Raw genomic sequence first — 23,500 nt, forward strand, 5'->3', positions numbered from 1 at the left:
AGTCAGTCCCTGGGATCGTCGGGATCCAGGCCGTGCAAAGGAAAAACGGCCCGGCGCGTGTCCCGGACGGCGATGTCGACCGGGTCGTCCTCGCCGTCGCCCCACGGCTTGAACTCCGTGTCGCGATCGTCGGTCATCGCCTGCGGCAGCTCGGCGTTCGGCGCGGCCTTGCCGACGGTGGAGAGCCAGCCGGGCGGCAGCGGCGTCGCCGGGTCGACGTCCCGGTCGAGCACCGTGGCGATCAGGTGCGTCCACGACCGCGGGACCACCCGGATCAGCTGGTACCCGCCCCCGCCGACGGCGATCCACTTGCCGCCCGCGTACGTCTCGGCGAGGTCGCGCAAGGTGGCGTAGATCGTGCGGTGGCCGTCGACGGACAGCGAGAGGTCGGCCAGCGGGTCTTCCTCGTGCGAGTCGACACCACACTGCGTGAACAGCAGCTGCGGCTCGAAGTCGGCCAGCAGCGAGGGAACGACGGCGTTGAACGCCCGCAGCCACCCGGGATCCCGGGTCCGCGGCGGCAGCGGCACGTTGACCGCGGTGCCGTCGGCCTTGCCGCGGCCGGTCTCGGCCGAGTAGCCGGTGCCCGGCCAGAGCGTGAACGGGTGCTGGTGCATCGAGATGGTCAGCACGCGGGGGTCGTCGTAGAAGGCCGCCTGGACGCCGTCGCCGTGGTGGACGTCGGTGTCGATGTAGGCGATCCGCTCGAAGCCGTGGTCGAGCAGCCACGAGATCGCGACGGCGCAGTCGTTGTAGACGCAGAACCCGGCCGCCTGGTCCCGCATCGCGTGGTGCAGCCCGCCGGCGATGTTGACCGCCCGGGTGGCCTCGCCCTCGGCGATCTTGCGCGCGGCCAGCAGCGTCGACCCGACGACCAGCGCCGACGCGTCGTGCATGTCGCTGAACACGGGGTTGTCGGAGGTCCCGAGCCCGTGCCCGACGTCCCACCCGACGAGCGGCGCCTCACGCACGGCGGCCAGGTACTCGGGCGCGTGGATCCGCAGGAGTTCTTCGTCCCCGGCGGCGCTCGGGACGAGCAGCTCGACGCCCTCGAGCACCCCGAGCTCGGTGGCCAGCCGGACGGTCAGCTCCAGCCGGACGGGGTTGAACGGGTGATCCCCGCCCAGGTCGTAACCCAGCAGGGCGGAGTCCCACACGACAGCCGGCGCCATACGCCCGACTGTAGTGCCCGTCGCGGCGGTTCGCGGCCCCGAAGAGCGGTGCTGGTTTTCTGCCCTGCTGGTTCCGGCGTCGCGGAAACCCGGTCGAGCGCCGGGTCGGCCGGGTAGGTCACCGGTGACCGCGGCCCCGCGGCCCCGGAAGGGTCGGCCGGGGAGGTCGCCGATGGCCCCGGCCCCGCGGCCCCGCGGACCCGGAAGGGCCGGCCGGGAAGGTCGCCGATGGCCCCGGCCCCGCGGCCCCGGAAGGGTCGGCCGGGAAGGTCGCCGATGGCCCCGGCCCCGCGGCCCCGGAAGGGTCGGCCGGGAAGGTCGCCGGTGGCCCCGGCCCGCGCGGACCCGGAAGGGCCGGCCTGCTGCCCGATGGCCGGCGCGCCGACCGAGCCGGTGAAGGACTGGGCGCCGATCTGCGCGGTCAGCGAGCCGTCGAGCGGCCGCCGCAGGTCGCCGCCGCACGGGAGAGTCCGTCTCGCCGACGTGTGCCGTGAAGGCCTCCTTCACCGCTCTTATGGCCGGTAAGGAGGCCTTCACGGCTTGTGCCGGGGTAGGTGCGGGCGCCGGGGTCAGCCGGGGAGGTCGCCGGTGGCCGCGGGGCGGTCCGGGTCGCGGGACCAGTGGGACCACGAGCCCGCGTACAGGCCGGCGCCCGGGTGGCCGGCGAGCTCCAGGGCCAGCACCACCGAACTCGCCGTGACGCCCGAGCCGCAGTACGCGCCCACCGGCTCGCCGGGGCGCAGGCCGAGGCCGGCGAAGCGGTCGGCCAGCTCCTGCGGGGTGCGCCAGCGGCCGTCGGCCGTGTGGCCGGCGAACGGGGCGTTCACCGCGCCCGGGATGTGGCCCGCGCGCGGGTCGACCGGCTCGGTCTCACCGCTGTAGCGCGCCGCGGCGCGGGCGTCGAGCAGCAGGCCGTCGCGGGCCAGCGCGGCCGCCTCGTCGGCGTCCAGGACCGGCATGCCGCCCGGCCGGACCTCGACGTCGCCCGGCTCCGGGTTCGGCACCTCGGTGTCGACGGGGTGGCCGTCAGCGGTCCACGCCGCGTAACCGCCGTCGAGCACCGCGACCTCGTCGTGCCCCGCCCAGCGCAGCAGCCACCAGGCCCGCGCCGCCACCGAACCGTCGGCGTCGTCGTAGACCACCACGGGCCCGCCGGCGCGCACTCCGGCCGCGCGGAGGTCGCGCTGCAGGTCGGCGGGATCGGGCAGCGGGTGCCGGCCGCCCTCGCCCGGCTCGCCCGCGAGCACACGGTCGAGGTCGGTGAAGACCGCACCGGGGACGTGACCGTCCCGGTAGGACTCCGCACCCGGCGGGCCGGCAAGCCGCCAGCGGACGTCGAGGACGACGGGCCGGTCGCCGGCCGGGCCGGCCAGCGCGGCGGCGAGGTCGGTGGTGCTGATCAGCGGACGCATACCTCCCATCTTGCAGCGACCCGGATCACCTTCCCGGCCGGGTCGGACATTTCCACCCCTGGTGAGTTGTTACGCCGAGGGCCGCCGCCGCTGTCGGGGTCAACGACTACGATGAGCAACGCGGACGAAGGGGACAGCGTGAACGATCTCATCGACACCACCGAGATGTACTTGCGTACGATCTACGAGCTCGAAGAAGAGGGTGTCGTCCCGCTGCGCGCCCGGATCGCCGAGCGACTGCAGCAAAGCGGCCCGACCGTGAGCCAGACCGTCGCCCGCATGGAGCGCGACGGGCTGGTCGTGGTCGCGGACGACCGGCACCTCCAGCTCACCGACCACGGCCGGGAGCTGGCCATCGCCGTCATGCGCAAGCACCGCCTGGCCGAACGCCTCCTCGTCGACGTCATCGGGCTCGAGTGGGAGCACGTCCACAACGAGGCCTGCCGCTGGGAACACGTGATGAGCGAGGCCGTCGAGCGCAAGCTCGTCAAGCTGCTCGACCACCCGACCACCTCCCCCTACGGCAACCCGATCCCCGGTCTGGACAAGCTGGGCGACGGCGACCCCGCCCCGCCCGCCGAGGCCGACCTCGTCCGGCTCGACGAGTTCGCCCGCACCGGCGGCGGCCGCGTCGAGATCCGGCGCATCGCCGAGCACGTCCAGCTGGACGAGTCGCTGATGACCGAGCTCAAGTCGGTCGGGATCGTGCCGGGCGGCACGGTCGTCATCGGCAAGGCCAACGGCACCACCATCGAGGTCACCGGCGGCGACAACACCGCCCAGGTCTCCACGTCCGCGCTGCACGCCGTCCTGGCGCAGGCCAGGTGAGCCCGGCCTCGGAGGCCGCGGCGGCGTTCCACACGGTGCACGGCGCCACGCCGGCCGGCGTGTGGTCCGCGCCCGGCCGGGTGAACCTGATCGGCGAGCACACCGACTACAACGACGGCTTCGTCCTGCCCTTCGCCCTCCCGCACCGCCTGGCCGCGGCCGCGTCACCCCGCGAGGACGGCATCCTTTCCGTGGCCACTCTCGGTGACGACGGGCAACTCCAGCGTTCCGGCGACCTCAAGATCGCCGACCTGGCACCCGGCACGGTCGACGGGTGGGCCGCGTACCCGGCGGGGGTCGCCTGGGTGCTGCGCGACCAGGGCTTCACCGCCGGCGCCGACCTGGTCGTCGCCGGGGACGTGCCCTCGGGGGCCGGGCTCTCCTCCTCCCACGCGCTCGAGTGCGCGGTGTCGCTGGCGCTGCTGGGCCTGGCCGGCCTGGAGCTCGACGGCCCCGGCGAGCGCGTCCCGGCCCGCCCCGAGGTGGCCCGGTGGGTGCAGCGCTCGGAAAACGACTTCGTCGGCGCGCCGACCGGCCTGCTCGACCAGACGGCGTCGCTGTGCTGCACCGAGTCGCACGTGCTGTTCCTCGACGTCCGGTCGGGCGAGCAGGAGCAGGTGCCGTTCGGGCTGGCCGAGGCCGGGCTGCAGGTGCTGATCATGGACACCCGCACCAAGCACTCGCACGCCGAGGGCGGGTACGGCGAACGGCGGCGGGGTACCGAACGAGCGGCCGAGCTGCTCGGGGTGAAGGCCCTGCGCGACGTCACCGCCGAAGGCCTCGCCGACGCGCTCGACCGGCTCCCGGAGGACCTGGCGCCGCTGGTGCGGCACGTGGTCACCGAGAACCAGCGGGTGCTCGACGTCGTCGCCCTGCTGCGCGAGGGCAAGATCGCCGAGATCGGCCCGTACCTGGACGCCTCGCACGTCAGCATGCGCGACGACTACCGGATCTCCACGGCCGAGCTGGACCTCGCGGTCGACGCGGCACGCGAGGCCGGCGCGCTCGGTTCGCGGATGACCGGCGGCGGCTTCGGCGGCTCGGCGATCGCGCTGGTCCGCGACGCCGACCTGGCCGGGGTCAAGGCGGGCGTGGACGCGGCGTTCGAGAAGGCCGGTCACCGGCGACCGCGGATGTTCACCGCGGTGCCGTCCCGCGGCGCCGGGCGCGACGAGGTCTGAGCCCGGGCGGGGACAACCCCCGCCCGGTCCCCTTCGTCTCCATGGGGGAAGACTGTGGCGCACAGTCACCCTCGACAGGAAGGCCTGGACGTGTCGGAGCAGAGCAACGCCCTGAAACTGGTCGTGACGGGCGGAGCGGGGTACGTCGGCAGTGTCTGCGCGGCCCGGCTCGTCGAGGCCGGGCACGACGTCACGGTCGTCGACGACCTGTCCACCGGGCACGCCGACGCCGTCCACCCGGACGCCCGGTTCGTCGAGGGCGACGCCGCCGAGGTGGCGGGCAGCCTGCTTCGCGAGGGCTTCGACGGCGTGCTGCACTTCGCGGCCAAGTCGCTGGTCGGCGAGTCGATGACCGATCCGGCGAAGTACTGGGAAGGCAACGTCGTCACGTCGCTGCGGCTGCTCGAGGCCATGCACGAGCACGGCACGCCGCGCCTGGTGTTCTCCTCGACCGCGGCGACCTACGGCGAGCCGGAGTCGTCGCCGATCGCGGAGTCCGCGCCGACCCGCCCGACCAACACCTACGGCGCCACGAAGCTGGCCATCGACCACGCGATCACCAGTTTCGCCACCGCGCACGGCCTGGCCGCGGTGAGCCTGCGGTACTTCAACGTCGCGGGCGCGTATGGCGCCTTCGGCGAGCGCCACGCCACGGAAACCCATCTCATCCCTCTCGTTCTCCAGGTCGCCACGGGCGACCGTGAGCGCATCCAGATCTTCGGCGACGACTACCCGACGCCGGACCACACCGCCGTCCGCGACTACATCCACGTCGCGGACCTCGCGGACGCCCACCTGCTGGCGCTGAAGCACGCGACGGCGGGTGAGCACCGCATCTACAACCTGGGCAACGGCACCGGTTTCTCCGTTCTCGAGGTGATCGAGGCCTGCCGCGAGGTCACCGGCCACGCGGTGCCGGCCGCGGTGGCGCCACGCCGCGCGGGCGACCCGTCGGTGCTCGTCGCGGCCAGCGACCGCGCCCGCGAGGAGCTCGGCTGGAAGCCGGAGCGCACCGACCTGGCCGGCATCGTCCGCGATGCCTGGACGTTCACCCAGTCACGGCGCGCGGCCCAGGCCTGACGGCGGGGTGGCGCTCGGCGGTGAGCCGGGCGCCACGATCACGGCCCGGATTCGGCGTGGCACAAGGCAACCCGCCCTGGACCGGCGATTGCTCCACGGGCTCCACGCCGAGCCGCGGCCGGCGACCGCGCCCGCGAAAAGCTCGGCTGGACGTGCACCGCCTCGCGGGCACCCGTCCGCGAGGCCGATCACGGCCGGGATTCGTGGTGCCACAACGCAATCCGCCTCAGAACGGCGGCTGTTCCGCGGGTTCCAGGCCGAAGCCCGGGACGCCCTCGGTGTCCGCGGCCAGCGCCAGGCCCAGCAGCTGCTCCGGGGGCATTCCGTGGTCCAGGACCGTGGTCAGCAGCCGGGCCATCAGGTGGTCCGGCGCGGCCTCCAGGGCGTTCTCCAGGGCCATGCCCGCGAAGGTGCCTTCGCCGCGCATGAAAGCCGTGTAGCCCAGCAACGTCGCCGCCTCGGCTCGTTCGGGGCCGGGGATCTCCTGGACGAGCGTCAGCCAGAGGCGCTCGGCCTCGCGCGCCTCCAGGGTGCCGGGTGGGACCGCCATGGTCAGGCACACGTCGCGGATCTCGGAGAGGGTCAGGGCGCACGCCAGGCGGACGGCCTCGGCGTCCGTGGGCGGGCCTTCACCACGGCGTTGGCGGTCGAACGCCGCGCGGATCTCCGCCGCCGCGTCGTCGACGCGCGTCGCTTCCGGCCACGGCGGCTCGGCGAGCCGGGACAGCTCGTCGGCTCGGCGGGCCACGGCTTCCGGTGACCGCGGGGCGAGCAGCGCCGCCAGCTCCTCGCGGCTGTCGAACACCACCGTGCCGCTCTCGGTGGCGGCGGCCGCGGCCACCGTCGAGGCGGGGTCCGGCAGCTCGCCGCCGCAGTCCTCGTCGACGTAACACGCCCAGCGGACGCCCTCCGCGATGTCGGCGGCCCACACCGCGTGCAGCACCGGGAGGCCGAACTCGGCGAGGGCCTCCGCCAGCTCGTCGACGAAGCCCGCGTGCGGCGGTGGGCCGCCGGATCTTCGCCGGCCGCCGATGATCGCCACGGTCACGCCGGTGTGCGGGGCGGCGGCGAACCGCGGCGCGAGCGCCCGGGCCTGGTGGGCCCGGTCCTCGCGGCGCGGCAGGTCGGCGCGCATCACCAGGCCGAGGCGGTTGCCGACGGGGGCCCGGTGGCCGAGCAGGACGACGGAGGCGCCCAGCCGGAAGCCGAGCAGGTACGGGAGCGCGGCCAGCAGCTGCGCGGGATCTCTGAGGTTGACCGGCGGGCGGCCGGTCGGGGTGGCGGTGGTCATGCCTCCACCGTGGGGCAGGACGGGGCCGGATGGGGCGGTGGCGGCGAATCTGTGGATGGGCGGGGCCGATGTGGACGGATGGGCCCCGGAGCCGGGCCGGGCGGCGTTTCTGTCGGTGGGGCGGGCTAGAGTGCCCGGCCCCACCGACCGGGTTCGCTCAGCCGCAGTGCTCGAACGGGCTCTCGTAGGTGTTGCTGCCCACCGAACCGCCCCACTTCACGCAGGTGGCCGCGGCGGTCTTCTTCACGGGACCGGCGTAGTAGGTGAAGCTGCCGGAATCCGTGGTACGCGCCGCTCCCTGAACCTCCAGGAACGCCGAGACCGGGCTGGCCGTGCCGAGCGACGTCGCCTTGAGCGTCGTCACGCAGTTGGCCTTGGTCGAGGAGTTGTACAGCAGGTACGTCGTGCCGGACGAGCCGGCGAGGGCCTGCTGGTCGACGACGGAGAAGCCGGAACCGCAGACCTCTTCGGCGGAGTACGGGTTGCCACCGCAGCTGTTCTTGCTGGTGAAGTCGGTGTGCCCGTAGTACGGCACCGCGACGCCGTTCAGCTTGGCCTTCTGCACGACGCTGTCGAGCCGCTCTTCGAAGTGCAGGTGCGGCCCGGTGACCCCGCCGGTGGCGCCCGCCTTGCCGATCTCCCTGCCGAGGGCGACCGACTGCCCGACCGAGACCTCCTGGGCCGACAGGTGCGCGTAGCGCGTCCGCCAGCCGCCGCCGTGGTCGAGCTCGATCCACTTGCCGTAGCTGGTGCTGCCCTCGTCCGCCACCCGGGTCACGGTGCCCGACGCGGCCGCCAGCACCGGCATCCCGGTGATGCCCGACTTCTGGAAGTCGACCGAGTACTCCGGGCTGTGCCCGCTGAACGTCGCCGCGGTCACCGTGGTGCCGCACTTGAACGGCACCTGGAAGTTGGGCGCGGCCGACGCGGTCGCCTGCCCGGCGAGGGTGAGGCCGAGCGCGGGCAGCACCGCGGCGGCGGCGAACACGGCGAGCCGTCGCAACCTGGACATGGGTGAACCTCCTGACGCGGGGAAGCTTGACACCGCACAGCGAAGCCCGCGTCGGTACATTTTCCGTACAACCACCTAGCGGAGGACCGACGGCGATGACCACCCGATGGGCCCGGTTCCACCGGATCCCGCAGACCCAGGACTGGCTGCGGTGGGGGTTCATCGTGGTGCCGATGTTCGCCACGATGCCGCGGGCGGACCCGCTCTCGTGGATCCTCATCGGGATCACCCTGGCGCTGTCGATCCCCCTGCTCTGGCTCTACGCCGACGGCCGCCCCACCCTGCCCGCGGCCCTGATGGTCAGCGTGGTCGCGGCGTCCGGCGCGCTGTGGGCGACCATGCCGAACAGCTTCGCCTCGGTCACGATGTTCAGCACCACGTTCTTCATCGTGCTCCGGCAGCCGGTCGTCCCCATCGTGGTGGCCATCCTGCTCGACCTCGGCGCGATCACGGTCTGGGCCGCGGTGCGCGACGCCTGGCGCGGCGCCCTGCCCACCTACACGATCGTGGCCGTGATCATCCTGCTCGGGCTGAACCGGCGGACCCGGCTCGCCAAGATGGAGCAGACCGAGCTGGCGCTGGCCCGCGCGCAGACAGCGACCGAGGAGCACGCGCGCGCCGCCGCGCTCGCCGAACGCGCCCGCATCGCCCGCGAGCTGCACGACGTCCTCGCGCACTCGCTGGCCGGGCTCTCGCTGAACCTGCAGGGCGCGCGGCTGATGCTGGTGCGCGACGGGGCGAGCCCGGACGCCGTCGCGCAGATCGAACGCGCCCAGAAACTGGCGTCCGAAGGCCTCGCCGAGGCCCGGAAGGCGGTCGCCGCGCTGCGCGAGGACGCCGTTCCGGTGGAGCGGACGATCGCGGACCTGCTCACCGCGTACCGGCTCGACAGCGGGGCCCGCGCGGACCTGCGTATCGACGGTGAACCGCGCGACCTGGACCCGGCGGTCGGCACCGCGCTCGTCCGCGCGGTGCAGGAGGCGCTGGCCAACACACGCAAGCACGCGGCGAAGGCGGACGTCGACGTGCGCCTGGACTACACCGGCGACGAGGTGGCGCTGACCGTGGCCGACCGGCAGGGCAGGCGGCCGCCGGACGCCCCGGCGGCAGGTTACGGTTTGCGCGGGATGAGTGAACGGGTCGCGCTGCTCGACGGGCGGTTCGAGAGCGGGCCGGGGGAGGACGGATGGCGGATTCACCTGACGGTGCCGGCGTGAGCTTGCGCGTGGTGCTCGCCGACGACCAGGCGGTGGTGCGGGAAGGCCTGGTGACGCTGCTCGGGCTGCTGCCGGGCGTCGAGGTGGTCGGCGCGGCCGCCGCCGGGCGGGCCGCGCTCGACCTGGTCGCCCGGCACGAACCGGACGTGCTGCTGGTGGATCTGCGGATGCCGCGCTGCGACGGCGTCGAGACCACCGAACGGGTCCGGGCCGAGCACCCGGGCACCGAGGTCGTCGTGCTCACCACCTACGCCGACGACGAGTCGCTGCTGGCCGCGTTGCGCGCCGGGGCCCGCGGTTTCCTCACCAAGGACGCCGACGCCGAGGCGATCGCCCGCGCCCTGCGCTCGGCCGCCGACGGACAGTCCACAGTGGACGGCGAGCTGCAGCGCCGGCTGGTCGAAGCGGCCACGCGCAGCACGCCCGCGCGGGTGAAGGAGATCGAAGGCCTGACCGCCCGCGAGATCGAGGTGCTGCGGCTGATCGCGGCGGGCCTGTCGAACACCGAGATCGCCCGGAAGCTCGTGGTGAGCGAGGCGACGGTGAAGACCCACGTGAACCACCTGTTCACGAAGGCCGGGCTGCGGGACCGCGCCCAGGCCGTCGCGTTCGCCTACCGCGCGGGCATCGCGGACTGAGCTAGTTCGCCCCCGGCTTCACGAGGCCAGTTTCGTAGGCCAGCACCACCGCCTGCACGCGGTCGCGCAGGTCGAGCTTCGCGAGGATGCGTGCGACGTGGGTCTTCACCGTCGCCTCCGCGAGGTGGAGGCGCGCCGCCCGCTCCGCGTTGCTCAGGCCCGCCGCGAGCAGGCGCAGCACCTCCAGCTCGCGCGGGGTCAGCGCGGACAGGTCCCGGTGCAGGCGTTCGGCGCCGGGGTCGCGCAGCGCGTACCGCTCGACCAGGCGGCGGGTGATCACCGGCGCCAGCAGGGCGTCCCCGGCGCGGACCGTGCGGACCGCCGCGACCAGGTGTTCCGGGGTGACGTCCTTGAGCAGGAACCCGCTGGCCCCGGCGGCCAGGGCCGCGTAGACGTACCGGTCGAGGTCGAACGTCGTCAGGATGAGGACGCGCGGCTCGCCGGGGGCGCCGGTGAGGATGCGGCGGGTCGCGGCCAGGCCGTCCATCTCCGGCATCCGGATGTCCATCAGGACGACGTCGGGGCGGGTGCGGCGGACCTCGGCGACGGCTTCGGCGCCGTTGGTCGCCTCGCCGACGACGGTGATGCCGTCGGCCGCGAGGATCATCCGGAACCCGGTGCGGACCAGGGCCTGGTCGTCGGCGACGAGTACCCGGGTCACCCGGCCTCCCAGGGGATCAGGGCCTCGACGCGGAAGCCGCCGGTCGGGCGCCGGCCCGTCCGCAGCGTGCCGCCGTAGAGCGCGAGGCGCTCGCGCAGGCCCGGTAGCCCGCGGCCGTGGCCGGTCGCGGCGGCGGGAGCGGCCGCTCCCCCGGTGTCGGTGACCTCGACGCGGAGCCGGTCGGGGCCGTATTCGACGACGACGCGCGCGGCCGCGCCCGCCGCGTGCTTCACGGCGTTGGTGAGGCCTTCCTGGACGACGCGGTAGGCGGCGAGCCCGATCCCCGACGGCACCGGCCGCTCCGGCCCGGTCACCGTCAGCTCGACGTCGGCACCCGCGGCCCGCACCCGGCCGACCAGCGCCGGGAGGCCGTCCAGGCCCGGCTGCGGGGTCAGATCCGGCCCGTCGGCGTCCGTCGTCAGCAGGCCCATCGCCTGCCGCAGCTCGGTCATCGCCAGCCGGCCGCTGTCCTCGACCGCGAGCAGCGCCTCCCGCGCCTGGTCCGGGTCGAGGTCCATGATCTTCCGCGCCGCCCCGGCCTGGATGACCATGACGCTCACGTTGTGCGTCACGACGTCGTGCAGCTCGCGCGCGATGCGGGCGCGTTCGTCTTCGACGGCGCCGCGCAGCCGGTCGGCCTGCCGCCGCTCCACTTCGGCCACCCGCTCGCGCTCGGCGTCGGCCCGGACGCGCCACGCGCGCAGCCCGAGGGTGGCGACGAGCATCGGGACGACGATGAGCAGGGTGACGTAGTGGGACGGCACGATCGGCCAGACGTCGTAGCGCAGCTCCCCGGTCTCGAACACGCCCAGCACCAGGCTGACCAGCGTCGGGGCCCGGTACGGGCTGAACGCCGCCGCGCTGTAGGCGGCGATCACGAACGGGTAGAACGTCAGCCGTGAGGCCAGGTCGGGCGTCAGCACGAGCGCCGCGAGCGCGACCCAGAAGGCGGCCAGCGGGTACCGGCGGCGGAAGACCAGCGCCCCGCCCGACACGAGCGACAGCGCGACCAGGCCGAGCATCCGCGCCGGGTGCTCGTCGAGCGGGATCCGGTTGTCGAGCGCGCCGAGGTAGTTCAGCCCGATCGTGGTCATAAGGAACGCCAGCGCGATGTCGAACGCCCACCCGGGCCGGGACGGGCTCGGCAGCGGGCCGCTCGGCCGGGCGAGCGGCCCGGCCCACGCGAACAGGCGGTCGGCGGTCACCGGTCCATTCTCACCGAACCGGGCCACCACCGCGTCAGCCTCGCGACTACATCGGAAGGATGACGCCCGCGGGGAATGCGCCCGCGGACCGACGCGCCCGGGCCCGCCGCGCTCCTAGCTTTCCCCTCGTCCGGTCCGCTGAACGAGGAGAACCCATGACGACGCCGCTGATCGAGGTGGCCGCGGCGAGCCGCCGGTACGACGACGGCCCGCCGGCACTGGACGACGCGACGCTGACCGTGTGGCGCGGTGAAGCGGTGGCGATCGTCGGCCCGTCCGGCAGCGGGAAGTCGACGCTGCTCAACCTGATCGCCGGGCTGGACCGGCCGGACGCGGGCACCGTCACGGTCGACGGCGTGCGCGTCGACCGGCTCGGCGAAGCGGCTTCCGCACGCTACCGGCGGGCGAAGATCGGGATGGTGTTCCAGTTCTTCAACCTGCTGGACGACCTGAGTGTCGCCGACAACGTCGTGCTGCCCGCGCAGCTGGCCGGGATGGCCCGCCCGGCGGCCCGCGCCCGGGCCGCGGAGCTGCTCGACGTCCTCGGCATCGCCCGCCACGCCCGCACCTACCCCGGGCGGCTGTCCGGCGGCGAACGCCAGCGCGTCGCCGTGGCCCGGGCCCTGGTGAACCGGCCGGCGCTGCTGCTGGCCGACGAGCCGACCGGCGCGCTGGACACCGCGTCCGGCGAGGACGTCGCCGGGCTGCTGCGCGAGCTCAACGCCGACGGCCAGACGATCGTGGTGGTGACCCACGACCTGGCGCTGGCCCGCTCCGGCACGAACCGCACGGTCAGCCTGGTCGACGGCCGGGTCACCGCGGACGCCGTCCGATGAGTGCACTGGGCCGCGTCGTGCGCTCGGGGGCCGGGCGCCGCCGGGTGCAGTCCGCAGCGATCGGGCTGGCCACGGCGATGGCGGTGACCTCGGCCGTGCTCGGCGGGGCGCTGCTGGTCGCGTCGCAGGCGCCCTTCGACGACGCGTTCACCGCGCAGCGCGGCGCGCACCTGACCGTCCAGTTCGACGGGACGCGGGACGCGGCCGCCCGGACCGCGACGGCGCCCGGCGTCACCGCGGCGGCCGGTCCCTTCCCCACCGCGTCGCTCACCCCGGAGTTCGACGGCCGGTCCTTGGCGCCGATGACCGTCGCCGGACGGAGCGAGCCCGGCGGCGCGGTCGACGACGTCACGCTCACCCAGGGCCGCTGGACGACCGGGCGCGGCGAGATCGTGTTGTCGGCCGACGGCGAGATCGCGGTGCCGCCGGGCAACTCGGTGCGGTTCCCGGAGCTGCCGGGCGCGCCGACGCTGACCGTGGTCGGGCTGGCCCGGTCGATCAGCCGCACCGCCGACGCCTGGGTGTCGCCGGATCTGCTGCCGGCCGCGCCCTTCCAGATGCTGTACCGGTTTTCCGCCGCGGCGACGGCCGGGCAGGTCGACGCGGACCGCGCGGCCGTGGCGGCGACGGCGCCCCCGGGCGCGGTGCGCGGGGCGCAGTCGTGGCTCACGGTCCGGCAGGTGGCCGTGCGCGCCACGGCGCTGTTCGTGCCGTTCCTGACCGCCTTCGGCGTACTCGGCCTGGTCATGTCGGTGCTGGTGGTCGGCAACGTCGTGGCCGGCGCGGTCGGGGCGGGCACCCGCCGGATCGGCGTGCTCAAGGCGCTCGGGTTCACCCCGGGTCAGGTCGTGCGGGCCTACCTCAGCCAGGCGCTGATCCCGGCGGGCGTGGGCATCGCGGCGGGGGTGGCCGCGGGCAACGCGCTGGCCGTCCCGGTGCTGCACGAAACGCAGGAGGCCTACGAAGTGGCCGGCCTGGCCGTGCCGCTGTGGGTCGACGCCGTGGTCGTCGCGGGGGCGTTCACCGTGGTCGCGCTGACGGCGTGGGCGAGCGCGGGGCGCGCGGGCCGGCTGCGGACCGTCGACGCGCTCGCCGCCGGGCACGCCCCGCCGGCCGGGCGGGGCCGGTGGGCGGCGCGGCTGACCTCGCGCTCGGCGCTGCCGCGGCCGGTCGGCCTGGGTCTCGCGCGGCCGTTCTCCCGGCCGGCCCGCGCGCTGGCGATGTTCGCGGCGATCGGCTTCGGCGCCACCGCCGTCACGTTCGCCATCGGCCTGTCGTCGTCGCTGCTGGCCGTCCAGACCGCGCGCGACCACGACATCACCGACGTGAGTGTCGGCGCGCCGCTCCCTGGGCCGGAGGCGGGGCCACCGGAAGGCCAGCCCATCACGGACCCGGCGGCGGTGGCCGCGGCGATCGCCGCCCAGCCCGGCACCCGCGCGTCCTACGGCGTCGCCCACTCGGTGGCGACCGTCGCCGGGGTGACCGGCTCCGCGCCGGTCACGTCGTTCACCGGCGACGCGTCGTGGGGCGGTTACGAGCTGACCGCGGGACGCTGGCTTTCCGCGCCCGGTGAGGCCGTGGTGCCGACCGCGTTCCTCACCGCGACCGGCACGCACATCGGCGACGCGGTCACGCTGTACGTCGAGGGTGAAGCGGTCACGGTCCGGCTCGTCGGCGAGGTCTTCGACACCCGGCACGACGGCATGACCGTCTACACGGCGCTGCCGAAGCTGCGGCCGGACACCTTCTACGTCTCGTTGCGGCCCGGCACGGACCTGGCCGCCTACGTCGCCGCGGTGAACCCGGCGTTGCGCGGGCTGGGGGTCACCGCGGCGGCCGCGCCGCCCGCCGGGGGCGGTGGCCAGATCACCGTGCTGAGCGCGCTGACCGCGTTGCTCTCGCTGCTGCTGGTCGCCGTCGCGGGCCTGGGCGTGCTCAACGGCGTGGTGCTCGACACCCGCGAACGCGTCCGCGACCTCGGCATCTTCAAGGCGCTCGGGATGACGCCCCGGCAGACGCTGACCATGGTGCTGGCGTCGGTCGGGGTGGCCGGGCTCGCGGGCGGCATCGCCGGGGTGCCGGCGGGCACGGCCCTGCACACGGCGATCCTGCCCGCGATGGGCCGGGCCGCCGGGGTGACGCTGCCGCCGTCGGCGTTCACCGTGTACGGGCCGGGCGAGCTGGTCCTGCTCGCGCTGGGCGGGCTGGTGATCGCGGTTCTCGGCGCGTTGCTGCCCGCGGGCTGGGCGGCCCGCACCCGGACGGCGACGGCTCTGCGAACGGAATGACTGCGAACTGGATGATTCAGAGCAGCCGGTCGGTGAACCCGGCGTCGGCGAGCCGGCCGAACGCGCGCTCGACGCCGGCCGGAACCCGTTGCGGGATCGCGAAACCCCGCTCGGCGTACGTCGTGATCCGCTGAGTTTCGCCGACCAGCATGCCGACCACGCGGGCGAGGTCACCGGCCAGGTGCTCCTCGAGCGACGCCGGCCGCGACGCGCACACGACGTCGACGCCGGGCCAGCGCCGCTTCGCCGTCGCGTAGGCCCGGCGTTGCTGATAGGGCCGCGAAACCAGCGTCACCGACCGGACCGCGAGGCCGCGCTCGCCGAGCAGCCGCCGGGTGAACTCGATGTTGTCGCCGGTGTTGCGGGCTTCGGGTTCAACGAGGATCACGTCGTCGGGCACGCCGAGCCCGAGCGCGATTTCGCGGTAGTGGACCGCTTCGCCGCGCGGGAAGCGGTCCACGGTGGTCGGCGCGTTGGCGCCGGTGAAGACGATCCGCGGGACCAGCCCGGCGTGGAACAGCTCGGCGGTGTGCACCGCGACGCCGGGATCGCGGCTGCCCAGCCCGATCCCGACGTCCGAACGCCGCGGCGGGTGCCGCAGGTCGTGGTACTCCCAGAGCGTCCGGACGTCGGCGCGCAGCTGCTCCGGCAGGGGTTCGCGCATCAGCCGAACGCGGCTCGCAGCGCCGGCTTGCCGCCCGTCACCGCCAGCGTCACCGTCGTCTTCGTCAGGTCAAGCGCCAGGCCCGCGCCCGGCCTGGGCCGCAGCGTGTAGTCGTGGTCGCTGGAGGCCAGCAGGAACTCGAGCCGGTGGCCGGTGGCCAGGATGTAGTCCTTCGGCATCAGCTCGACGCCGATCCGGTAGCCCTGCCCCGGCGTGATCGGCTCGGTGACGGCCGGGTCGGTGCGGTTCTGCGGGTCGGTCCAGCCGCGGCTGATCACGTGGGACGTGCCGTCGGGAGCGCGGTCGAGCAGGATCGCCGAGACGTTCGCCGCGGGCCGGTCGAACGCCAGCGCGAGGTCGGCCCGCGCCGTCCCGGAGAGGCGCACCGGCTGCTTCGCCGCGGAAGTCGCGTACAGCAGCCGGTTTCCGGACGAAGGGGCGGCCGCGAGCTGCTCGATCGTCTTGGTCGCGTCGTCGGCGAGGGTCTCGACGGTCGCCTTGCCCGGCACCGGGGTGCGCGTGTCGATCGTGCCCGTGGACCGGCCGCCGGGCCACGGGTAGACACGCACGTCGGACGTGCCGGGCGCGGGCCAGTCCGCTTCGTCGGCCCACGACAGGTCTTCACGCTGGATGGTCGCCTTCGGCTCGTTCTGGATGCCGTTGTCGACGCCGTAGAGGTAGTGCGACAGCCACTTGTTGAGGGTCGCGAGCCAGACGTCGCGCCGCAGCGAGTACGGGTCGGCGTGGCCGGACTGGTGCAGCCAGATCTTGTGCTCGACGCCGTGCGCCTTCAGCGCTTCGTACCACTCAGCGACCTGGTCGGTCTTGACGTTCCAGTCGTTGAGGCCGTGCACCGCGAGGACGGACGCGTGCACCTTCGCGACGTCGTTGCGGTAGTTGCGGACGTCCCAGAACGGCGTGTAGTCGCCGGTCACCCGGTCCTGGTCGCGGGTCAGCCCGTCGATGACCGGCCGGCAGATCTGCCGGTCCTCGCGGGTGTAGACGTACTCGGCGAGCACGTCGGCGTCCTCGCCCTGGTAACCGCCGGCGGCCACGACCGCGCCGTCGTTGCGGTAGTACTGGTACCAGCTGGAGATCGCGGCGATCGGCACGATCGTCTCGAGGCCTTCGACGCCCGTGCTCGCGACGGCGTTGGGGAGCGTCCCGTTGTAGGACACGCCCATCATGCCGGTCTTGCCGGTGCTCCAGTCGGCCTTCGCCGCGGCGCCGGCGGCGTCCTTCGCGGACGTGCGGCCGTTGAGCCAGTCGACGACCGAGCGGGCGCCGATGGTCTCGTTGACGTCACCGGTGGTCGGGCAGCCGGTCGAAAGGCCGCTGCCGAGCGATTCGCCGTACACCACGGCGAACCCGCGCGCGGTGAAGTAGTCCTGGTAGCGCCAGGTGATCGGGGCGGCCGGGCCGACGCCGTGTGCGGCGACGCGCGGGCCCTCGGCTTCACGGGCGTACCCGGGCGCGGACAGCTCGACGTCGACGTCGTGGTTCGCGACGTCGTTACCGCCCGCGTAGTACGGGCTGGCCTGGTACACGACCGGCACCTTCAGGCCCTGCAGCGTCGCGCGCGGGCGCACGACCTGGGCGTGCACGAGGTCGTCGGCGCCGTCGTGGTCGCTGTCGACCGGCGCGGTGACCCAGACGTCCTCGCGGAGCACGTCGGCCGGGTCGAACACCGGCTGCGCCTGACCGCCGGTGAACACCGGGGCGGGCGGTGCGGCGGCCTCCGCGGCGACCGCCGTCAACGGCAGCGCGAGCACGGCGGCAAGCAGGACTGCGACCTTCACGGGACCCCCAAGCCGGGCGAAAACGGACGGGTCACCACACTTCCGTCCGGCCCGATCCGGCGTCAAGAGACTAACGTCGGAGGCATGCCGACCGTCGAAGCACCGATCGCCGCCGTGACCGTCTACCCGCAGCAGGCCCGGATCACCCGCCGGGGCAAGGCACCGCTGGACGGCGGCTCGCGCCTGACCTTCGCCGGGCTCCCGCTGTCGCTCGACCCGGGCTCGGTCCGCGTCACCGGGACCGGGCCGGCGCTGATCACCGGCGTCGACGTCCGCACCGAGCGGCACGCTTCGCCGGCCGACGCCGCGCTGCGGGCCCTCGTCGAGCAACGGCGCGCGGACCAGGCCGCGCTCGACGGCGTCGTCGACGACGAAGCAGCCGAAGCGATGAAGGTGGATCTGCTGACGTCGCTCGCGAAGCGCAGTGGCGGCAGCTTCGCGAAGGCGCTGGCCGCGGGGACCGCCGAGCCGTCGCGCGTCACGGAGGTGACGGACGCGCTGAGTTCGCGGCTGGCCGAGGCCCTGAAGTCCCGGCGGGCCCTCGCCGAACGGATCAGCCGGTTGCGCGAGGACCTCGACGCGCTCGACCGGCGGATCGCGGAGCACAGCGCACAGTCCGAACAGGACAGTACGTCGGTGGTCGTGGAGCTGGAGATCTCGGACACGGCGGGATCCGCGGACCTCGAACTGTCCTATGTGGTCCCCGGCGCGAGCTGGGAACCGGGTTACGACATCCGCGTCCGCGGCGCCGACGTCACCGTGACGTCGTACGGTTTGGTCAGCCAGTACACGGGTGAGGACTGGCCGGAGTGCGAGCTGGCGCTGTCGACCGCGCGGCCGGCGGTCTCGGTGGTCGTCCCGGAGCTGCAGCCGTGGTACCTCGACCGCCGCGTCCCGCCGCCCCCGGCCCCCGCGGCGGCGTACGGCGGCTCGGGCGGCGGCATCCCGGAGGGCGCGCGGATGCGGGGCTTCGCCGCGGCATCCGTGTCCGCGGCGCCGGCGATGGCCCCGAAGTTCGCGCAGGTGGAGCAGGGCACAACGGCGGTCACCTACCGGCCGACCCGCCCGGTCGAGGTGCCGTCGGGCGCGCAGGGCCACCGCACGACGCTGGCGCAGCTGGATCTCACGGCTTCGCTGGGTTATGTGACGGCGCCGGTGCTGGCGGAGGAGGCGTACCTGCGCGCGGTCGTCGTCAACACGTCGGACCACGCGCTGCGGCCGGGCCGCGCCTCGGTCTTCCACGACACGGAGTTCGTCGGCACGACCCAGCTGGAACCCTGGGCGCCGGGCGAAGAGCTGGAACTGGCCCTGGGCGTGGACGACCGGATTCGGGTGGAGCGCGAGCTGACCCGCCGCACGGCATCGAAGGCGACGCTGTCGGGCCAGAAGCGGCGCGAGGCGGAGTACCGCATTTCGGTGGCCAACCACGGCCCGCGTCCGGCGGAGGTGACGGTGCTGGACCAGGCACCGGTGTCCCGCGACGACACGATCACGGTGCGGGACATCAAGACGTCGCCGGAACCGGTGGAGACGTCGGCGCTGGGCGAGTTCACGTGGAAGCTGACGGTGGGCGCGGGCGAGACGCAGGTGGTGACGCTGTCGTACCGGGTGGACGTGGCGAAGGGCGTGGAACTCGCCGGCTGGCGGGAGTGAAGCCCTACAAGGAGATCCAGCAGTACAGGTGGTGGCTCGCCTCGCGGCGGGCCAGTTCCGCAAGGCTCTTGAAGAAGGAGACGACGTCCTCGGCGGACGGGCCGGCGATCGCCGCCGCGGCGACACGCAGATCGGCGTCGGACGCCCCGGACAAGGCCTCCTTGAACACGTCCGACAGGGCGAGGACGGCCAGTTCGCCGTCGTGGATCTCCCCGAGGAACTTGCCGCGCCGCGGGTCGGCCTCGAGTTCGGCCTCGGTCCGGCCGGTCAGGCTCATCTCCGCGGGGAGCAGATCCTCGAGCGGGTCGGCGTGCTTGACCACCAGCTCGAAGTGACCCGTTCCCTCGGCCTGCTCGTCGAAGCGGTCGAGGATGCGGACGACTTCGGCATCGTCCGCGGCGGCGAAGTACCCGTATTGCATGGGCGAAGCCTAGCGATCGGATACTTCGCGACGCCGCGGGTGTCAGCCCTGGGAGATGTAGGCCTCCAGCTGTTCCTGGCTCTTCTCCAGCTCCTCCATCCGGTTCTTCACCACGTCGCCGATGGAGATGATTCCCGCCAGGCGGCCGTCTTCCAGGACCGGGACGTGGCGGATGCGCCGCTCGGTCATCAGGACCGACAGCTGGTCCACCGAGTCCTCCGGGCCGCAGCTGGCCACCAGGGTCGTCATGATCTCCGAGACCGGGCCGTCCAGCAGTGCCGGGCCGTGGTCGTTCAGCCTCCGGACCACGTCGCGTTCGGAGACGATGCCGGCGATCGAACCGTCCGGGGCGATGACGACCATCGCGCCGACGTTCTTCTCTGCCAGTCCGGCCAGCAGCGTGGACACCGTGGTTTCCGGGGTGACCGTGGCCACGGCCGTCCCCTTCTTGCGCAGCAGATCGGCAATCCGCATGGCGATCCTTCCCGTCGGTGAACTGGGTCACAACAGGTTAGGGCCCGGCAGCACCGCGCGAAAGTCCGGCAAACGGGGCGTGTTCGTGGTATTCGAACCGATTCAGCCGAGGCGTTCGGCCAAGCCGTCCAACGCGACCCGGATGCCGGCCGCGTAGTCGTCGTCGCAGAGCGCGTCCAATCGGGATCGGGCCAGGTCCAGCTGCTCGCGCGCCGCCGCCAGGTCACCCAGCTTGCGGTAGTCCTCACCCAGGTTGAGGTGCAGTGACGGGTAGAACCCGCGCACGGCCAGCGACGAGTGGTACTCCTGCGCCCGGTCGTCGGTCAGCGAGTCCGCCGCCGCCAGCGCCCGCAGGTCCCACTCGAGCTCCTCGGCCGGGTCGTCGCAGACGTCGGCCATGTGGTGGGCGAGCGCGACGCGGTGCAGCGGGTCGCCGTCCGGTCCGACCGACGCCCACAGCTGCGTGAAGGTCGCGTACGCCCCGGCGCGGTCCCCGCCGATGTGCTGCCGCAGACCGGCGTCGATCGCCACCATGACGTCGTCGGTCATCCCGCTCCTTCGTCCACGAGCGCGCGCAGCCGGGCCAGTCCCGGCTCGATCCGCTCGGCCGCGACCGCACCGTAACCGAACACGAGCCCGTGCCGCCGCTCGGCCGCACCGAAGTCGCCCAGCGAATACAGCCGGACGCCGTGGTGCCGCGCGCGCCGGACCCACGCCCCCGTGTCGAAGCCGGCGGTCGCGCTCAGGTGCAGACCCGCGGTCGACGGCAACGGTGTCAGGACGCCGGTGAAATCCCGCACCAGCAACCGCGAAAGCAGCTCGTGCCGGTCGCGGTAGACCTTGCGCATCCGGCGGACGTGCCGGGCGAAGCCGCCTTCGGCCATGAACGCCGCCAGCGCGGCCTGCTCGACGTTCGGCGCGTGCCAGTCGGTCAGGTACCGGGCCTTCACCAGCGCGGGCACGAGTGCCGGCGGGGCGATGAGGAAACCGAGCCGCAGCGCGGGCGAAAGCACCTTCGAAAACGAGCCGACGTACACCACGCGGCCGCGGGAATCCAAGCTGTGCAACGGTTCCAGCGGCCGCCCGGTGTAGCGGAACTCGGTGTCGTAGTCGTCCTCGACGAGCACGGCGTCGGTGCGCTCGGCCCAGTCGAGCAGCTCGAGACGGCGGTCCAGCGACATCGACAGGCCCAGCGGGTATTGGTGCGACGGTGTCACGTACACCAGCCGCGTCCCGGCCGGAATGGCGTCGACGACGATCCCGGACCCGTCCACCGGTACCGGCGCGACGCGCACCCCGCGCGACTCCAGCACGAGCCTCGGCGGCGGGTACCCCGGATCCTCGACGGCCGCCAGGTCGCCCGGCCGCAGCAGCACCCGCGCGACCAGGTCGGTCGTCTGCTGCGCGCCCGCGGTGACGACGACCTGCGCCGCCGTCGTCCGGACGTCCCGCGACAACCCCACGTGGCGGGCGATCTCGGCGCGCAGTCCGGCGTGCCCCTGCGGTTCGCCGTAGGTCATCAGGTCGGCCTGGCCGGCCCGCAGCCGCTGCGTGACCAGCCGGCGCCAGGTGTCGAACGGGAACCGCGTCAGGTCCGGCACGCCGGGCCGGAAGTCGAACTCCGGCGCCGGGGCGAACGGCGCGGGCGGGGCGGGCACGGCGTCCCACTCCGGCAGCGGCCGCACCCCGGAGACGTGGGACGGCTCGGGGCGCGCCGCCGGGGACGCGGTCACGAACGTCCCGGCGCCGACCCGCCCCACCAGGAAACCCTCGGCGGTGAGCCGGTCGTAGGCCGCGCTGACGGTCGTGCGGGAGACGGCCAGCCGCTGGGCCAGCTCGCGCGTCGGCGGCAGAGCCTCACCGGGCCGGATCCGGCCGTCGAGGATCGCCGAGCGCAGCTGCCGGTAGATCGCGTCGCGGTGGCCGCGCGTGCCGGTCAGGTCGATGTGGACGTCCACCGGGCCGATCCTAGATTGGCCCACGAAGGTTACGACGGATTTGGCACTGTCCGTGGTCCGCTTCCGCTCCTAACGTCCGTCCCATGGACTTCCGCGAACTCGACCGCCGCACCCTGCCGCTGCTCGACAAGATCGTCGCCGCGGCGACGCCCGCCGACCTCGCCCTCCCGACGCCGTGCGCGGGCTGGACGCTGGCCGACCTGCTCCGCCACCAGGTCAGCGAGAACCACGCCTTCGCGACGGCGGCCCGCGAGGGCTCGGCGCCCGACTGGCACGGCGGCGACCTCGGTGCCGACCCGTATGCCGCGTACCGGGCTTCCGTGGACGACTACCTCGACGCCGTCGCGGACGACGCCGTGCTCGACCGGCAGATCGCCGTCAACACCTTCGGCACGTTCCCCGGCACGATCGCCACGCAGATGCACCTGGTCGACACCGTCGCGCACGGCTGGGACCTGGCGCGCACGCTCGGCCTGCCCTACGAGCCGGACGCCGAGGCCGTGCACGCGGCGATGCGGCTGGCCGAGCTGATCCCCGACGAAGGCCGGGAGAAGAACGGTTCGTTCGCGCCCAGCGTCGACGTCCCCGCGGACGCGAGCGAACTGGACCGCTTCCTCGCCCGCCTCGGCCGGCGCGTCAGCTGACCTCGCCGGCCGCCGCGCTCCACGTGTCGCACGACTTGGTGGACTTGCCGTCGTACCCGGACTTGGCCCACGACAGCTGGTGCGCGCGCGAGCCGTGGGTGTCGCTGTCGTTGGCGCGGCCGTAGTCGGCGACGGCGGCGTTCGCCAGCGACCGGCTGATCGAGCCCGAGCCGGCGACCGCGGCCAGGAACAGCGAGCCGAAGCAGTTCGCCTGCAGCTCGATCCGGCGGACGATCTCCTTGTCGGCCGGGCTGTCCTCGTCGGGTGAGGTCATCTTGTCGGCGGCGGCGGACAGGATGCCGCTCTCGCGCTGCACGTGGTGGCCGTACTCGTGGGCGATCGTCGCGATGTGGCGGGCCTTGTTGAGCCCGGCGTCCGACAGCATCCAGTCGGTCGGCGCGTAGATCGTCGTGTCACCGCCGCAGTAGTAGGCGACGGCCTCGTTCTCGGTCGGCGCCGCCCCGCACGCGCTGTGCTCGGGCAGCGTGACCGACACGGTCGCGGTCAGCGTCGGCTCGCCGGCCTTCTCCAGCGCCGGTCGCCACGACTGCTCGAGGCAGTCGGCCAGCGCGCGGTAGTACGCCCTGAGCTGGTCGGCCGCCCGGCCGAGGTCCGGCAGCGCGCACTCGGCGGGGCCGGGCGTGATGCCGGCGGCGAGCAGCGGGTTGCGGGCCAGCTCCGGCACGGGCTTCGCGTCCGACGTCGACCCGGTGTCCCCGAACGCGCGGCCGGTGTCGGCGCCCGGCGCGGCCAGGGCGTGCCCGTCGAGTCGGTGCGGGAAGGTCGCGGCGATCAGCGAGAAGGCCAGCACGATCACCAGGACCCCGCCGACGGCGCCCCACAGGCGGCTGCGCGGCGGCGCGATCGGGACGGGCGGCGCGGTCGCCCAGCCGGGTGACGCCCAGGGATTGGGGTCCGGGGCCCACGCCGGTTCCGGAGGCCGGGCCGCCATCGGCGGCGGTGGTGGCGGCCCGGGAAATCCGGACCCGTCGGCGTCGTTCACGTTCTCCCCCTGGTTGCTTCGCCCAGCATACGGACGCGCGAAGGGACCCGGATCACGAAACGA

22 protein-coding genes are annotated in these 23,500 nt (G+C 73.9%); 9 read left to right on the plus strand and 13 right to left on the minus strand.

Going from position 1 to position 23,500, the window contains the following annotated elements; translation table 11 throughout:
• Nucleotides 1-2: 2 nt before the first annotated feature.
• Both ACGFMK_RS14730 and ACGFMK_RS14735 read right to left on the minus strand, forming a co-directional pair.
• A complete protein-coding gene (locus ACGFMK_RS14730; protein ID WP_392762330.1) occupies nt 3-1,172 on the minus strand; it encodes an acetoin utilization protein AcuC in 1,170 nt (389 codons plus the stop codon).
• 569 nt (nt 1,173-1,741) lie between these two features.
• Nucleotides 1,742-2,584 (minus strand): sulfurtransferase, encoded by an 843-nt coding sequence (locus tag ACGFMK_RS14735; protein ID WP_392762332.1) that lies wholly within the window; start codon nt 2,582-2,584, stop codon nt 1,742-1,744.
• Nucleotides 2,585-2,695: 111 nt separating this feature from the next.
• On the opposite strand from ACGFMK_RS14735, the gene ACGFMK_RS14740 reads away from it, so the two are divergent.
• The 3 genes from ACGFMK_RS14740 (at nt 2,696) to galE (ending at nt 5,673) form a co-directional block, all read left to right on the plus strand.
• Nucleotides 2,696-3,412, plus strand: a complete 717-nt coding sequence (locus ACGFMK_RS14740) for a metal-dependent transcriptional regulator (protein ID WP_323332912.1) — start codon at nt 2,696-2,698, stop codon at nt 3,410-3,412.
• A complete protein-coding gene (galK, locus tag ACGFMK_RS14745) occupies nt 3,409-4,593 on the plus strand; it encodes a galactokinase (RefSeq protein WP_392762336.1) in 1,185 nt (394 codons plus the stop codon). Before ACGFMK_RS14740 ends, galK begins: the two co-directional genes overlap by 4 nt.
• A 90-nt stretch (nt 4,594-4,683) precedes the next feature.
• A complete protein-coding gene (gene galE, locus ACGFMK_RS14750; RefSeq protein ID WP_392762339.1) occupies nt 4,684-5,673 on the plus strand; it encodes a UDP-glucose 4-epimerase GalE in 990 nt (329 codons plus the stop codon).
• Nucleotides 5,674-5,899: 226 nt separating this feature from the next.
• Here the strand turns inward: galE and ACGFMK_RS14755 are convergent, their stop codons facing one another.
• Both ACGFMK_RS14755 and ACGFMK_RS14760 read right to left on the minus strand, forming a co-directional pair.
• Nucleotides 5,900-6,964, minus strand: a complete 1,065-nt coding sequence (locus tag ACGFMK_RS14755; protein ID WP_392762341.1) for a DUF4192 domain-containing protein — start codon at nt 6,962-6,964, stop codon at nt 5,900-5,902.
• A 157-nt stretch (nt 6,965-7,121) separates the two neighbouring features.
• Entirely contained in the window at nt 7,122-7,976 is an 855-nt protein-coding gene (locus tag ACGFMK_RS14760; protein ID WP_392762344.1) for a M23 family metallopeptidase, read from the minus strand.
• 95 nt (nt 7,977-8,071) lie between these two features.
• On the opposite strand from ACGFMK_RS14760, the gene ACGFMK_RS14765 reads away from it, so the two are divergent.
• Together ACGFMK_RS14765 and ACGFMK_RS14770 are read left to right on the plus strand one after the other, a co-directional pair.
• On the plus strand, nt 8,072-9,193 hold the full coding sequence (locus tag ACGFMK_RS14765) for a sensor histidine kinase (protein WP_392762347.1): 1,122 nt from the start codon (nt 8,072-8,074) through the stop codon (nt 9,191-9,193).
• A complete protein-coding gene (locus ACGFMK_RS14770) occupies nt 9,190-9,831 on the plus strand; it encodes a response regulator (protein WP_392762350.1) in 642 nt (213 codons plus the stop codon). The genes ACGFMK_RS14765 and ACGFMK_RS14770 overlap by 4 nt, the downstream gene beginning before the upstream one ends.
• A gap of 1 nt (nt 9,832) precedes the next feature.
• On the opposite strand, the gene ACGFMK_RS14775 is transcribed toward ACGFMK_RS14770, so the two are convergent.
• Nucleotides 9,833-10,492: a response regulator gene (locus ACGFMK_RS14775; RefSeq protein WP_392762353.1), complete on the minus strand. Its 660-nt coding sequence runs from the start codon at nt 10,490-10,492 to the stop codon at nt 9,833-9,835.
• Complete coding sequence (locus ACGFMK_RS14780; protein WP_392762355.1) at nt 10,489-11,697, minus strand: sensor histidine kinase; 1,209 nt, start codon at nt 11,695-11,697, stop codon at nt 10,489-10,491. The genes ACGFMK_RS14775 and ACGFMK_RS14780 overlap by 4 nt, the downstream gene beginning before the upstream one ends.
• Before the next feature lie 155 nt (nt 11,698-11,852).
• Here ACGFMK_RS14780 and ACGFMK_RS14785 point away from each other — a divergent pair, with 155 nt between their 5' ends.
• Both ACGFMK_RS14785 and ACGFMK_RS14790 read left to right on the plus strand, forming a co-directional pair.
• The gene (locus ACGFMK_RS14785; protein ID WP_392762358.1) at nt 11,853-12,533 is read left to right on the plus strand and encodes an ABC transporter ATP-binding protein; all 681 of its coding nucleotides are present in this window, start codon (nt 11,853-11,855) and stop codon (nt 12,531-12,533) included.
• Nucleotides 12,530-14,821, plus strand: coding sequence for an FtsX-like permease family protein (locus ACGFMK_RS14790; RefSeq protein WP_392762361.1), 2,292 nt, complete (start codon nt 12,530-12,532; stop codon nt 14,819-14,821). The genes ACGFMK_RS14785 and ACGFMK_RS14790 overlap by 4 nt, the downstream gene beginning before the upstream one ends.
• 16 nt (nt 14,822-14,837) lie before the next feature.
• Here ACGFMK_RS14790 and ACGFMK_RS14795 read toward each other — a convergent pair whose 3' ends face one another.
• Nucleotides 14,838-15,485 carry a YdcF family protein gene (locus tag ACGFMK_RS14795; RefSeq protein ID WP_392762364.1) on the minus strand — a complete coding sequence of 216 codons (648 nt, stop codon included), beginning with the start codon at nt 15,483-15,485 and terminating at the stop codon, nt 14,838-14,840.
• Nucleotides 15,485-17,284, minus strand: a complete 1,800-nt coding sequence (locus ACGFMK_RS14800) for a Xaa-Pro dipeptidyl-peptidase (protein WP_392762366.1) — start codon at nt 17,282-17,284, stop codon at nt 15,485-15,487. Before ACGFMK_RS14800 ends, ACGFMK_RS14795 begins: the two co-directional genes overlap by 1 nt.
• An 84-nt stretch (nt 17,285-17,368) precedes the next feature.
• On the opposite strand from ACGFMK_RS14800, the gene ACGFMK_RS14805 reads away from it, so the two are divergent.
• Nucleotides 17,369-18,937 (plus strand): DUF4139 domain-containing protein, encoded by a 1,569-nt coding sequence (locus ACGFMK_RS14805; protein WP_392762369.1) that lies wholly within the window; start codon nt 17,369-17,371, stop codon nt 18,935-18,937.
• A gap of 4 nt (nt 18,938-18,941) precedes the next feature.
• Here ACGFMK_RS14805 and ACGFMK_RS14810 read toward each other — a convergent pair whose 3' ends face one another.
• The 4 genes from ACGFMK_RS14810 to ACGFMK_RS14825 all read right to left on the minus strand — a co-directional run bounded on the left by ACGFMK_RS14810 (nt 18,942) and on the right by ACGFMK_RS14825 (nt 21,790).
• Nucleotides 18,942-19,358: a hypothetical protein gene (locus ACGFMK_RS14810; RefSeq protein WP_392762371.1), complete on the minus strand. Its 417-nt coding sequence runs from the start codon at nt 19,356-19,358 to the stop codon at nt 18,942-18,944.
• Nucleotides 19,359-19,400: 42 nt separating this feature from the next.
• Nucleotides 19,401-19,832, minus strand: coding sequence for a CBS domain-containing protein (locus ACGFMK_RS14815; RefSeq protein ID WP_392762374.1), 432 nt, complete (start codon nt 19,830-19,832; stop codon nt 19,401-19,403).
• 102 nt (nt 19,833-19,934) lie between these two features.
• Nucleotides 19,935-20,381: a hypothetical protein gene (locus ACGFMK_RS14820; RefSeq protein ID WP_392762377.1), complete on the minus strand. Its 447-nt coding sequence runs from the start codon at nt 20,379-20,381 to the stop codon at nt 19,935-19,937.
• Nucleotides 20,378-21,790, minus strand: a complete 1,413-nt coding sequence (locus tag ACGFMK_RS14825) for a PLP-dependent aminotransferase family protein (protein WP_392762379.1) — start codon at nt 21,788-21,790, stop codon at nt 20,378-20,380. Before ACGFMK_RS14825 ends, ACGFMK_RS14820 begins: the two co-directional genes overlap by 4 nt.
• An 83-nt stretch (nt 21,791-21,873) precedes the next feature.
• On the opposite strand from ACGFMK_RS14825, the gene ACGFMK_RS14830 reads away from it, so the two are divergent.
• Nucleotides 21,874-22,434 (plus strand): TIGR03086 family metal-binding protein, encoded by a 561-nt coding sequence (locus ACGFMK_RS14830; protein ID WP_392762382.1) that lies wholly within the window; start codon nt 21,874-21,876, stop codon nt 22,432-22,434.
• On the opposite strand, the gene ACGFMK_RS14835 is transcribed toward ACGFMK_RS14830, so the two are convergent.
• Entirely contained in the window at nt 22,427-23,386 is a 960-nt protein-coding gene (locus tag ACGFMK_RS14835) for a neutral zinc metallopeptidase (protein WP_392762416.1), read from the minus strand. The genes ACGFMK_RS14830 and ACGFMK_RS14835 overlap by 8 nt on opposite strands.
• Between the last annotated feature and the right edge of the window lie 114 nt (nt 23,387-23,500).

Origin of the sequence: Amycolatopsis sp. NPDC049252 (assembly GCF_043197175.1) — a bacterium.
In the GTDB taxonomy this organism is placed as follows: Bacteria; Actinomycetota; Actinomycetes; order Mycobacteriales; family Pseudonocardiaceae; genus Amycolatopsis.